Raw genomic sequence first — 12,682 nt, 5'->3', positions numbered from 1 at the left:
ATGCGATGTGACTAGCGGTTAAAGCAGGCCGGCATAAAAATCATTGCCCTTGTCGTCCACGATGATAAAGGCGGGGAAATTTTCCACCGTGATCATGTACACGGCTTCCATGCCCAGTTCCTCGTATTCCACAAGTTCCACCTTTTTAATAAAATCCTTGCCCAGGCGGGCGGCAGGACCGCCGGGGGACCCCAGGTAGAACCCGCCGTATTCCTTGCAGGCATCGGTGACCTGCTGGGTCCTGTTGCCCTTGGCCAGCATGATCATGGAGGCCCCTTCCTTCTGGAATACGGGCACATAGGGATCCATGCGGCCGGCCGTGGTGGGTCCGAAGGCGCCCGAGGCCTGGCCGTCAGGTGTTTTGGCCGGGCCGGCGTAGTAAATGATATGGTTTTTAATATAGTCGGGCAGGCCCTCGCCGGCCTCATACCGCTCCATGAACTTGGCATGGGCGATATCCCGGGCCACAATGATCTTTCCGGAAAGGGAAAGGCGGGTGGACACCGGATATTTGGATAATTCGGCCCGGATATCGTCCATGGGCCGGTTCAGGTCGATCTCTACGGCCGGCGCCATTTCAGGCTCGGATGCGGGCAGGTATTTGCCCGGATCTTCTTCCAGCTGCTCCAGGAAGATGCCCTCCCGGGTGATCTTGCCTTTGATCTGCCGGTCGGCGGAACAGGATACCCCGATGCCGATGGGGCAGGAGGCACCGTGGCGGGGCATGCGGATGACCCGGATATCCAGGGCGAAATGCTTGCCCCCGAACTGGGCGCCCAGTCCCAGGTCATAGGACCTGGCCAGCACCTTTTCCTCCAGGTCGGTGTCACGGAAGGCGTGGCCGGTGTCGCTGCCCTGGGTGGGCAGGGAATCCAGATACCGGGCAGAGGCCAGTTTCACGGCCTTGAGGTTGAGTTCCGCCGTGGTGCCGCCGATGACAAAGGCAATATGATAGGGCGGACAGGCCGCAGTGCCGAGCGCCTTCATCTTGTCCAGCATGAAGTTGATGAGAATCTCTTCGGAGTTGAGCACGGCCTTGGTCATCTGGAACAGGGCCGTCTTGTTGGCAGACCCGCCCCCCTTGGCCATGAACAGGAACTTGTATTCGTCACCCTGAACCGAAGCGATGTCCACCTGGGCGGGCATGTTGTTCTTGGTATTGGCCTCCTTGTACATGGTCAGGGGCGCGTTCTGGGAATACCGCAGATAATTTTTGGTATAGGCCTCAAAAGCGCCCCTGGAAAGCTCTTCCTCGTCATCGGACCAGGTCCAGACCTGCTGGCCTTTTTTGCCCATGACAATGGCCGTGCCCGTATCCTGGCACATGGGATAAACTTTTTCCGCTGAAATGGCGGCGTTTTTAAGCAGTTCCAGGGCCACGTAGCGGTCATTATCCGAACTGTCCGGATCATTAATGATGTCCCGCAGCTTTTCCAGGTGTTCCACCCGGTACAGGTGGGCCACATCCTTGAACGCAGTCTCGGAAAGCAGGTTTAAGCCCTGGGGTTCTACCAGCAGGACCTCTTTGCCTTCGAATTCCTTCACCCTGACATGGTCCTTGGTCAGCAGGCGGTACTCGGTGGTGTCTTCCCCCAAGGGGAACATGGTATCAAACTTAAATTCAGTCATTTTTGTCCTCATAAAACCGACAAGGCAGTGAAACCCTATTCGCCCCACTGCCCTGCCGTGCTGTTTTTTCCTACTATCTAATGATCACCCCTATTTAATCAGGGCCATTTTACGTCTCAAAAATGCAATCTGGGTCTGGTGGGGCAGATCCTTGGGGCAGTAATCTTCGCAGCCCAGAAGGGTCATGCAGCCGAATACCCCGTCGTCATCCCCGATGATTTCATAGAATTCCTCGTCGGTCCGTTTATCCCTGGGATCCAGATAGAACCTTGCCAGGCGCATAAACCCAACGGCGGAGAGGAAATCCGGACGCATCCGCTTGGTGGCGCAGGCGGAAATACAGCAACCGCATTCCACGCAGCGCTCCAATTCGTAGATTTCATCCATGACATCGGGATCCATCCGTTCTTCCAGCTGGTTGTAATTCACATCATCGGCATTGACGTCGTGGATCCAGGATTCCACCCGCTCGCTCATGGCCCGCATGAATTTGCCCGTATTCACGGAAAGGTCTCCGATGAGTTCAAACCCGGGCAGGGGCAGCAGGGTGATTTCCCCGTCCTCAAACTTGCTGGTCAATGTCCGGCAGGCCAGATCCGGTCCGCCGTTGATCACCATGCCGCAGGACCCGCAGATGCCGGCCCGGCAGATGAAGTCAAACTGAAGCGAAGGATCCTGGTGTTCCCGGATATCGTTCAATGCAATAAAAATGGTCATCCCAGGGGCTTCGGTGACCTCGTAGGTTACCATACGGGGTTTGTCGCCCTTTTTCTGGGGGTTATACCGGAATATATGAAATTTTAAAATTCTGTTTTCTTCACTCATTAGTTGTACCCCCTGCCGATACGTTCATTTTTACCTTTGAATTTCTCCGGAATCTCAATTGGATTGAGCAATTCCTGCATCTCATGGCGATCCGCCGTGGGATTGGCCTTTTTGATCCCTTCGATCTCGGCCACCCGTTTTTCCGTATCCGGATGGTGTACGGTGTTGTCCACACCGTAACCACGGGAGCCCGGCGGCATTTCCATCTTCATGACATCCAGGTCTTCATAGAAGATTTCCGGCAGATCGGCCTCATCGTCCTTCCAGGTGACCAGGGTCCGTTTCAGCCAGTCGCGGTCATTTCTTTCAGGATAGTCTTCACGGGCGTGGGCACCGCGGCTTTCGGTACGGAGCATGGCGCCATAGGCCACGCACTGGGCCAGCTTGATCATCTTGGGCACCCGGATGGCCTCCACCAGTTCCGGGTTGGCAGATGAGATGCGGTTGCGCAGCGCAATCTTCTTGGCCCGTTTGTTCAGCAGCTTGAGTTCTTCCACTGCCTTTTCCAAATCTTCGCCGTTACGGAAAATCCCCACCTTGTCCATCATGATCTTCTGCATTTCAGCCTTGAGCTGGAAGGGATTCTCGCCGTAGTCCCGGGTAAGCAGGTCGGCAATCTTGCCCTCTTCCCGTTTCAGGAAGTGTTCGACGGTGGAGGTGGAGACGTTGAGGCTGTGGGAAGCGCAGTGGTCGGCCACGTATTCGCCCACGATCATGCCGGCAACCACGGTCTCGGCTACGGAATTGCCGCCCAGGCGGTTGAAGCCGTGCATATCCCAGCAGGCGGCTTCGCCGGCGGAGAACAGCCCCTTCAAGGTCGGGCTTTCGCCGGTGGCCTTGGTCCTCACCCCGCCCATGGAGTAATGCTGGGTGGGACGGACCGGGATGTATTCCTTCACCGGATCGATGCCCAGGAAGTATTCACAGATCTCTTTGACTTCCCTCAGGTTCTTTTCAATGTGTTCCCGGCCCAGCAGGGTGATGTCCAGCCAGAGGTGGTCGCCGTAGCGCGACGGCACGCCCTTGCCCTTTCTCATGTGCTCGGTCATGCGGCGGGAGACAACGTCCCTGGAGGCCAGTTCTTTTTTATCGGGCTCGTAGTCCGGCATGAAGCGGTAGCCGTCCTTGTCCAGGAGCAGCCCGCCGTCGCCGCGGCAGCCCTCTGTGGTGAGGATGCCCACGGGCACGATGGCCGTCGGATGAAACTGCACCGCTTCCATGTTGCCCAGGGTGGCGACGCCGGTTTCCAGGGCAATGGCGGTACCGATGCCCTCGGAGATGACGGCGTTGGTGGAAACGGAATACAGCCGGCCGTACCCGCCGGTGGCGATGGTGGTGGCCTTGGCCACATAGGCGATGAGTTCGCCGGTGACAAGGTCCCGGACAATGGCGCCGTGGCAGACCCCGTCCTCGTGGATCAGGGCGATGGCCTCTTTTCTCTCATGGACAGGAATTTCCATCTGGATGGCCTTGTTGTCCATGGCATAGAGCATGGTATGGCCGGTGCCGTCGGAGGTGTAGCAGGTTCTCCATTTTTTGGTGCCGCCGAAATCCCTGGCCGTGATCAGGCCCTGGGCCTCTTTCTTTTCGGTGATGGTCACTTTTTTGCCGTTGATGACCACGTCCCGGTCCCCGGCCCTGACCCTGGACCAGGGCACCCCCCAGGCAGAGAGCTGGCGGATGGCCTTGGGCGCCGTATTGACAAACATTCTGGCCACATCCTGGTCGCAGCCCCAGTCGGAGCCTTTGACCGTGTCTGCAAAGTGGACGTCTTCATCGTCCCCGTCGCCCTTGATACAGGCGCCTAAACTGGCCTGCATCCCCCCCTGGGCGGCTGCCGAGTGTGACCGTTTGGCCGGCATCAGGGAGAGTACAATGCTCTCATACCCCCTCTGCTTGGCGGCAATGGCGACGCGAAGCCCGGCAAGGCCGCCGCCGATAATAAGTGAATCCGTATATATGATATTCATTGAATCGTCCCTTTCTTAGTGTGTTTCGTCTGCGGCATGTGCTTGGTCACCGTGTGAATCGCCGGCCGGGGCATGTTCTTCATGTTCGGCATGGTCTTCCGCCGCTTCGGCCTCTGTGTCATGGGTTTCCTCTTCCACGGCTTCTTCGATAACGGCTTCCTCTTCAGCTTCGTCCTCGGCCTCTTCAACGACCGCTTCTGCTGCCTCTTCGGATTCTTCCGCTTCGGCTTCTACGGCCTCTTCCTCGGCAGCGGCCGTCTCTTCTTCAACGGCTTCTTCTTCAACGGCTTCTTCTTCAACGGCTTCTTCTTCAACGGCTTCTTCTTCAACGGCGGCAGCCTCTTCGGCAGGTGCGGCAGCCTCGGTCACGGCAGCGTGGGCCGGTGCATAGCGCTGTCCGGCCTGGTCCCTGTGCCCGATGCCGATAACCACAAATACCAGCAGGGCCAGGATACCCACAGAAAGAAAGAAAATGGTGAGTCTGTTCTTGAGTTGTTTGAGTTTTGTCCTCTTTTCCCTGGCGGTCTTGAAATCCTTTCCCGTGAACCATCCCCATTTCATGCACAGCCGGTAAAGGCCGATGGTGCCGTGGAGTTCAACACAGATGAGCAGGATGAGGTAGACCAGCCAGTAGTTGCTGGAAACCACCCGGTCTGCGGAAAGATAGGGGTCGATGCCGCCCGGATTGGTGAGCATGGTGTAAAGATGGATGGAACCGGCAAAAAACATGATAAAGCCGGTAAGGGCCTGGACATACCAGAGATTGGTGTCCTGGTGTTTCATCATGACCATCTGGTCCTGCATGATCCTATGCTGTTTCCAGGAAATGGGGAATTTTCTCATGCCCAGCAGGGCATGGAGGATAAACAGGGTAAAAACACCGGCCACGGCAAAGAACACGGCAATGGGATATCCATGGCCGGTATCCGACAGGAATGCCAGTTCCATGGTTTTGGCTATCCAGTTAAAGGCGCCTTTGCCAAGGATGATGCTGGCCACCAGGAGCATGTGCACCCACATGAACAGCCCCAGGATCAGGCCGGTACCGGACTGGAGAAAATCCAGCTTTGCGGGCAGCCTGCTCTTTTTCTTGTTTGATTCAATGGTGTAGCTTTCCAAATTAACCTCCTTACAGGATAAATAATGCCGGGCAGCCCTTTTCCAGAGGCCTGCCCGGCAGCTGCCTAGAATACGTCTTTACAAATCCGGCCGATCTGCCCAAGGTTCTCGCATACATGAATGCCGTTTTCCTTGAATGCTTTGATCTTGGCTTCCCCTGTACCGCTGGAGCCTGAGATGATGGCCCCGGCATGCCCCATTCGTCTACCGGGAGGCGCTGTCAGGCCGGCGATAAATCCGACCACCGGTTTTGTAACGTTTGCCTTGATATATGCTGCCGCTTCTTCCTCGGCAGACCCGCCGATTTCACCGACCATGACAATGGCTTCGGTTTCATCGTCTGCCTGGAATGCGGACAATACATCGATAAAATTGGTGCCGTTCACGGGATCGCCGCCGATGCCGATACAGGTGGACTGTCCCATGCCCAGTTTGGTGAGCTGGTCCACCACCTCGTAGGTGAGGGTGCCGGAGCGGGAAACCACGCCCACATTGCCCTTGGTATGGATCTTACCGGGCATGATGCCGATCTTGGTCTCTTCAGGGGTGATGATGCCCGGGCAGTTGGGTCCGATGAGGCGGCAGGATTTGGTGGCCAAAAAATTTTTCACCTTCACCATGTCCATGATGGGGATGCCTTCGGTGATGCAGACAATGAGATCCACCCCGGCATCGGCCGCTTCCATGATGGCGTCTGCGCCGAAGGGCGGGGGTACGAAAATCAGCGAGGCATTGGCGCCGGTTTCTTTCACGGCATCGGCCACGGTGTTGAATACCGGGACATCGTCCATTTTCTGGCCGCCCTTGCCCGGGGTGACCCCGGCCACGACCTTGGTGCCGTATTCGATGCACTGCCGGGCATGGAAACTGCCTTCATTACCGGTGATCCCCTGGACCAGGAGCTTTGTGTCCTTATTTACAAATATACTCACGTTGGGCCTCCTTTAATTCACAGCCGCAGCGATTTTTTGCGCTGCATCGGAAAGATCGGTTGCACTGGTCAGGTTGAGCCCGGCGTCGGCCAGGATCTTCTTGCCTTCTGTCACATTGGTCCCTTCCATGCGGACCACCACCGGGATGTTGATGCCGGTCTTCTTGGCCGCATCCACCACGCCCTGGGCAAAGATATCGCAGCGCAGGATGCCGCCGAAGATATTAATGAGTACGGCTTTTACCTTTTCATCGGCCAGGATGATTCTGAAGGCGTTTTCCACCTGTTCGGAGGAAGCGCCGCCGCCCACATCCATGAAGTTGGCCGGGGTGGCACCGGCGTTCTTGATGATGTCCATGGTGGCCATGGCCAGGCCGGCCCCGTTGACGATATTGCCCACATTGCCGTCCAGATTGATGTAATTGAGATTGAATTTCGAGGCTTCCACTTCCAGGGGATCCTCTTCGGTGAGGTCCCTCAGCTCAAGGAGGTCTTTATGGCGGTAAAGGGCGTTGGAGTCAAAATCCACCTTGGCGTCCAGGGCCAGGACATTTTCGTCGGCCGTGAGGATGAGGGGGTTGATCTCCAGCATGGAGCAGTCGTTCTCCACAAAGCACTTGTAAAGGTTGGACAAAAGGCCGCCGAATTGTTTGAAGGCCTGGCCTTTGAGACCCAGACCAAAGGCCACTTCACGGAGCTGGTAGCCCTGGATGCCCATGAGGGGATCCACCTGCACTTTTATGATCCGTTCCGGGGTCTTTTCGGCCACCTCTTCGATGTCCATGCCCCCGTCCTGGCTGGCCATGATGATCACCGATGCCGTGGCCCGGTCCACCAGCAGGGAGAGGTAAAGCTCTTTTTCAATGTTCTGCCCGGCTTCGATGAGCAGCTTCTGGACCAGCCTGCCCTCGGGGCCGGTCTGGTGGGTGACCAGGGTCATGCCTAAAATTTCACTGGCCAGGGTTTCTACCTCTTCCATGGAATGGGCCAGCTTGACGCCGCCGCCCTTGCCCCGGCCGCCGGCATGGATCTGGGCCTTGACCACCACGGGGAATCCGCCCAGCTTTGATGCGGCGTCCTTGGCTTCGTCTACTGAAAAAACAGGCTCGCCTTCAGGTACGGGGACATTGTACTTGCGGAACAATTCCTTTGCCTGATACTCATGTATTTTCATTTACTCTTCCTTAAAACTTGGATTGATAAATACCACACAACACCTAATACTTTGACGCTATAATAATGCCAGAAGCGCCCCGGCAGCCGCCGTGGGCGATATCTGAGCCTTTTCAACCCGGCTGGAAACCAGAGGAATCTCAGCCTTTATTTTTTCATTCTCCCTGAACCTGCGTTTCAGCCCCTCTTCCACCAGGGTCCACATCCACTCCAGGGACTGGCTTTGCCTGCGCTGGTCAAACTCTCCGGTGGACTGAAATTTCTTACGGTGGTCCAGTACGGTCTCCCATACCGCCCGGGTTCCGCCATCGGTCACCGAAGAGCAGGTCAGCACCGGGGTGTGCCAGGTGGGAGTATCCGGGGCCACCAGGTGCATGGCCACTTCCAGGTCCTGGCGGGTCCGTTTTACCCGGTCCAGGTTATCCCCGTCGGCCTTGTTGATGGCAATGGCATCGGCCAGTTCCAGCACCCCTTTTTTAATGCCCTGGAGTTCATCCCCGGCACCGGCAATGGCCAGGACCAGGAAAAAATCCACCATGGCGGCCACGGCGGTCTCGGACTGGCCCACCCCAACGGTTTCCACCAGGATGACATCGAACCCGGCCGCCTCGCAGACCAGCATGATTTCACGGGTACGGGCGGCCACGCCCCCCAGGGTTGAACCGGCCGGAGAGGGACGGATAAAAGCGTTTTCATGGGCGGAGAGCTGCTCCATCCGTGTCTTGTCGCCCAGGATGGAGCCCCCGGAACGCCGGGAGGTGGGGTCCACTGCCAGCACAGCCACCCGGTGCCCTTCATCGGCCAGGGCCACCCCCAGATTTTCGATGAAGGTGGACTTGCCCACACCGGGCACTCCTGTAATGCCCAATCGCACCGAATTTCCTGTCCTGGGCAGGATGGCTTCCATGATCCGGTTGGCAAGGGCCTGGTGGGCCGGCAGCCGGCTTTCAATGAGGGTCATGGCCTTGGCCAGCATCCGCCGGTTGCCGGCCTCAACCCCCTTTATCAGTGCATCCGGATCCAGTGGAGACATGGGATCAGGCCCCGATGGCGTTCAGGGTTCTGTTGGCGGATTCGGTGACCACGGTGCCGGGTCCGAAAATGTCAGATGCCCCGGCATCCCTCAGGAAATCATAATCGTTGGGCGGAATAATGCCGCCCACCACAACCTTGATGTCCTCGGCCCCTTCCTTTTTCAGGGCCTCAATCACCTGGGGCACCAGGGTCTTGTGCCCGGCGGCCAGACTGGAGACGCCCACCACATGGACATCGTTTTCAACGGCCATCTTGGCGGCTTCCTCCGGGGTCTGGAACATGGGACCCAGGTCCACGTCAAAGCCGAAATCGGCATAGGCCGTGGCAATGACCTTTACGCCGCGGTCATGGCCGTCCTGTCCCATCTTGGAGAGCAGGATACGGGGACGGCGCCCGGTCTTTTCTTCGAAATCCTTGGTCCGCTTGCGCAGGGACTCCAGGATTTCCGGGTCGGCGTTTTCCGCATATACCCCGGAGATGCACTGGGTGGTGGCCACAAACCGGGAGAACACCTTTTCCATGGCATCGGAAATTTCGCCCACGGTGGCCCGGGCACGGACCGCGGGCAGGCAGGCGGCCAGAAGGTTGTCGCCGCTTTCGCAGGCCGCTGTGATGTCGGCCAAAGCCTTTTCAACGGCGGCATTGTCCCGGGTCTTTTTAATCTCTTCCAGCCGGGCCACCTGTTCGTTTCTCACCTCTTCGGAGACTTCCCGGACCGGAATGGGCTCTTCATCTTCGATCTGGTACTTATTCACGCCAACAATCACGTCGTCGCCCTTGTCGATACGGGCCTGGCGGCGGGCGGCAGCCTCCTCGATGCGCATCTTGGGCATGCCCGATTCAATGGCCTTGGCCATGCCGCCGAGATCTTCGATCTCATTGAGGATCTTCCGGACCTCGTCCACAATATTCTGGGTGATGGATTCCACATAATAGGAGCCGCCCAGGGGATCGATGACATCACAGATCCGTGTCTCTTCCTGGACCAGGATCTGGGTGTTTCTGGAAATTCTTGCGGAAAGCTCCGTGGGCAGGCCCACGGCCTCGTCAAAGGAATTGGTATGCAGGCTCTGGGTGCCGCCCAGAACGGCGGAGAGGCATTCCAGGGTGGTCCGGATAACGTTATTATAGGGATCCTGCTGGGTCAGGCTCCAGCCCGAGGTCTGGCAATGGGTCCGCAGCATGCTGGATTTGGGATTCTTGGGGTTAAACTGGTCCATGAGTTCCGCCCAGAGGAACCGTGCCGCCCGCAGCATGGCAATGTACATGAAAAAGTCCATGCCGATGCCGAAGAAGAAGGAGAGCCTGGGGGCAAACTGGTCGATATCCATTCCCGTGGCCAGGGCTGCACGGACATATTCCAGGCCGTCGGCCAGGGTGAATGCGCACTGGAGCACGGGATCGGCCCCGGCTTCCATGATGTGGTAGCCGGAAATGGAGATGGTGTTGAAACGCGGCATGTTCTGGGAACAGAACCCCATGATATCCGAGATAATCCTCATGGAGGGTCCGGGCGGATAGATGTAAGTATTCCGGGTCAGGTATTCCTTGAGGATATCGTTCTGGATGGTGCCCATGAGCTGGTCGTGGGAGACGCCCTGCTCTTCGGCGGCCACGATGTAGCCGGCCAGGATGGGCAGCACGGCCCCGTTCATGGTCATGGACACGGACATCTTGTCCAGGGGGATCTGGTCAAAGAGGATTTTCATGTCTTCCACGGAGTCGATGGCCACCCCGGCCTTGCCCACGTCGCCGGCCACCCTGGGGTGATCGGAATCGTAACCCCGGTGGGTGGCCAGGTCAAAGGCCACGGAAAGGCCCTTCTGGCCGGCGGCAAGATTTTTTCTATAGAAAGCGTTGGACTCCTTGGCGGTGGAAAAACCGGCATACTGACGGATGGTCCAGGGGCGGCCGGCATACATGGTGGCCATGGGCCCCCTGACATAGGGATTGAACCCCGGGAGGCTGTCTTTAAATTCTACCTTTTCAAGGTCCTGGGCGGTATAGAGCGGCTTGACGGCAATGCCCTCGGGGGTGGTTTGGGTCAGGGCTTCCAGGGGCTTGCCCCGAAGCTGTTTTTCGGCCAGTTCTTCCCATTTTTGGATATCAGACGATTGAGACATGGTTATCCTCCGGTCATAAAGGGGTTATGGAGGGCACAGGCAGGCTCATTCTGCAGGCCCCGGACATTGGGTAGGCAAATCGCAATAGCTCAGGACTAAAAACGATTATCTTTCGCACAGTTCCACCAGCACACCCGAGGTGGCTTTGGGATGCAGGAATGCGATCTTGGCACCGCCGGCCCCTTTGCGGGGCACCTGGTCGATGAGTTGAATCCCTTTTTCCTTCAGTTCAGCCAGGGCCTCTTCAATATTTTCGACCCGGAAGGCCACATGCTGGATGCCTTCACCTTTTTTCTCAATGTACTTGGCTACGGGGCCGTCATCGGAGGTCGATTCCAGGAGTTCTACTTCACTTTCGCCCACTGGAAGAAATGCGGTGGTCACTTTCTGGGCCTCAACGGTTTCCGTTCCCTCAAAGGAAAGCCCCAAGGCGTCGGTCCAAAAATTCTTTTTTTCATCAATACTGGAAACTGCAATACCGAGGTGGTCAATTTTTAAAATTTTCATTTTGCATCTCCATTCTTGGTTAACAAAAGTACAATATCTATAGTTGGTTCATTTGCTGAAAGTCAACCATAAACTGGCTAAATCATTTAATAAGCAGACACTAAAAATAAAACGCCAGCCGGGCGTTTTCGCCGGAAGATGGAAAAATGTAATATATACAAGGCAGAGCCCCTGGCCGGTACCCTGCCTCCCCCTTCAGGGGGCTGCGGCTATACCCAGAAATCGGCGTCAGCCAGGATATTCCCGGCGATTCTGCCCAAATCACGGGCCGCCCCGCTCCGGGCATAGGTGGAGACAAAGTTCTGCCTCAACTGGATGGCGTCGCGGACCTTCTCATCGTATCGTATATTGCCGATGAAGCGGAATCTGGAATGGAAATGGCGGTTGCAGACCCTGGCGATCTTTTTCCCCAGGCCGGGATCGTCACCTCCCCGGACCTGGTTGACCAGCAGCTTGAATTCAAACCGGCTCAGCTTTGCCCTGAGCAGTTCCCCCATTTCCGGGTCTTCTTTTGATACGGCTCTGATGATGCGGAAGGACTGGTCCAGGCTGTTGCCGGAAAGATCAATATGCCGGGTCACCTGGTTAAAGGCGGCCAGCTTCAAAGTCCGCTTCACCACCCTGAAATACAGGGCCTTGATGAAATTAAAGGTGTTCTCAATGGCTGTGGGCTCGGAGGTGAGCAGGCAGATCCCCTGTTCCGAGGTCAAAAAGAAGTCCAGCATGTTGAAATGGGTGCCCGCCCCCAGGTCCATGATGATGAAATCATAGTCCAGGCCCTGGATGGCCCGGATGATTTTGGTCTTCTGGGCGGTATGGAGATTGGCCGCCTCGGTGTTGCAGTTCCTGGAACCGATAAAGTAGAGATTGGGCACCGCCGTGGGCACGGCAGCCGCTCCCAGGTCGTCTATCCGCTTGTCCAGATAGGACTCAAGCCCCCGGGCCCTGCCGTTCTGGTCCATAAACGTATGCAGGTTGGGCGACCCCAAATCCAGGTCCACCAGCAACACCCGCTTGCCCAGCCGGGCCAGCAGTTCCCCTACATTGGCCGTAATCATGGTCTTTCCGATACCGCCTTTTCCGCCCCCGACGGGATATATCTGAGCTTGTCTAATGGGTCCGTCCTTTAATAAAGCTTTATTAATAATTTCAGGATATATCTCAAATCTGCAAACCCCTGTCAAGATTAGGGATGGGGGGAATCAGGCCCGATGCATTTGGGAACGGATCCGAAAATCAGAAAAGAAGCAATAGGATGCCGCAGCACCGGTCTTGGGCGGGGAGGGAACGACGCTTTATCTACGCGGCCCATCGTAAGCCGCTCCGAAGCTCCCAGACCGCCCCTTTGCCGTCCGGTTTCTGCCCTTCAG

10 protein-coding genes are annotated in these 12,682 nt (G+C 57.0%); all 10 read right to left on the bottom strand.

Annotated features, from left to right (window positions below):
• Positions 1-18: 18 nt before the first annotated feature.
• Positions 19-1,629 (bottom strand): fumarate hydratase, encoded by a 1,611-nt coding sequence (locus tag HUN04_17145; GenBank protein WDP91329.1) that lies wholly within the window; start codon positions 1,627-1,629, stop codon positions 19-21.
• A 90-nt stretch (positions 1,630-1,719) separates the two neighbouring features.
• On the bottom strand, positions 1,720-2,454 hold the full coding sequence (locus HUN04_17140) for a fumarate reductase iron-sulfur subunit (protein ID WDP91328.1): 735 nt from the start codon (positions 2,452-2,454) through the stop codon (positions 1,720-1,722).
• A complete protein-coding gene (locus HUN04_17135) occupies positions 2,454-4,424 on the bottom strand; it encodes a fumarate reductase flavoprotein subunit (protein ID WDP91327.1) in 1,971 nt (656 codons plus the stop codon). The genes HUN04_17140 and HUN04_17135 overlap by 1 nt, the downstream gene beginning before the upstream one ends.
• A gap of 15 nt (positions 4,425-4,439) precedes the next feature.
• Entirely contained in the window at positions 4,440-5,543 is a 1,104-nt protein-coding gene (locus HUN04_17130) for a fumarate reductase cytochrome b subunit (GenBank protein ID WDP91326.1), read from the bottom strand.
• 65 nt (positions 5,544-5,608) lie between these two features.
• Positions 5,609-6,475, bottom strand: coding sequence for a succinate--CoA ligase subunit alpha (gene sucD, locus HUN04_17125; GenBank protein ID WDP91325.1), 867 nt, complete (start codon positions 6,473-6,475; stop codon positions 5,609-5,611).
• A 12-nt stretch (positions 6,476-6,487) separates the two neighbouring features.
• A complete protein-coding gene (gene sucC, locus HUN04_17120; protein WDP91324.1) occupies positions 6,488-7,648 on the bottom strand; it encodes an ADP-forming succinate--CoA ligase subunit beta in 1,161 nt (386 codons plus the stop codon).
• 57 nt (positions 7,649-7,705) lie between these two features.
• Positions 7,706-8,680: a methylmalonyl Co-A mutase-associated GTPase MeaB gene (gene meaB, locus HUN04_17115; GenBank protein WDP91323.1), complete on the bottom strand. Its 975-nt coding sequence runs from the start codon at positions 8,678-8,680 to the stop codon at positions 7,706-7,708.
• A gap of 4 nt (positions 8,681-8,684) precedes the next feature.
• Positions 8,685-10,805 (bottom strand): methylmalonyl-CoA mutase, encoded by a 2,121-nt coding sequence (gene scpA, locus HUN04_17110; GenBank protein ID WDP91322.1) that lies wholly within the window; start codon positions 10,803-10,805, stop codon positions 8,685-8,687.
• Positions 10,806-10,910: 105 nt separating this feature from the next.
• On the bottom strand, positions 10,911-11,312 hold the full coding sequence (gene mce / locus HUN04_17105; protein WDP91321.1) for a methylmalonyl-CoA epimerase: 402 nt from the start codon (positions 11,310-11,312) through the stop codon (positions 10,911-10,913).
• Between the two features lie 209 nt (positions 11,313-11,521).
• Complete coding sequence (locus HUN04_17100) at positions 11,522-12,370, bottom strand: hypothetical protein (protein ID WDP91320.1); 849 nt, start codon at positions 12,368-12,370, stop codon at positions 11,522-11,524.
• Positions 12,371-12,682 lie beyond the last annotated feature (312 nt).

The organism is Desulfobacter sp., assembly GCA_028768525.1.
Lineage (GTDB): Bacteria > Desulfobacterota > Desulfobacteria > Desulfobacterales > Desulfobacteraceae > Desulfobacter.
This window is presented reverse-complemented; position numbering and strand designations above follow the sequence as displayed.

What these genes read in the sequence shown, in the direction of transcription:
- meaB (WDP91323.1), bottom strand. Translation starts at nt 8,680, where the DNA reads ATGTCTCCACTGGATCCGGATGCACTGATAAAGGGGGTTGAGGCCGGC.
- HUN04_17140 (WDP91328.1), bottom strand. Translation starts at nt 2,454, where the DNA reads ATGAGTGAAGAAAACAGAATTTTAAAATTTCATATATTCCGGTATAAC.
- mce (WDP91321.1), bottom strand. Translation starts at nt 11,312, where the DNA reads ATGAAAATTTTAAAAATTGACCACCTCGGTATTGCAGTTTCCAGTATT.
- HUN04_17135 (WDP91327.1), bottom strand. Translation starts at nt 4,424, where the DNA reads ATGAATATCATATATACGGATTCACTTATTATCGGCGGCGGCCTTGCC.
- sucC (WDP91324.1), bottom strand. Translation starts at nt 7,648, where the DNA reads ATGAAAATACATGAGTATCAGGCAAAGGAATTGTTCCGCAAGTACAAT.
- scpA (WDP91322.1), bottom strand. Translation starts at nt 10,805, where the DNA reads ATGTCTCAATCGTCTGATATCCAAAAATGGGAAGAACTGGCCGAAAAA.
- HUN04_17145 (WDP91329.1), bottom strand. Translation starts at nt 1,629, where the DNA reads ATGACTGAATTTAAGTTTGATACCATGTTCCCCTTGGGGGAAGACACC.
- HUN04_17100 (WDP91320.1), bottom strand. Translation starts at nt 12,370, where the DNA reads ATGATTACGGCCAATGTAGGGGAACTGCTGGCCCGGCTGGGCAAGCGG.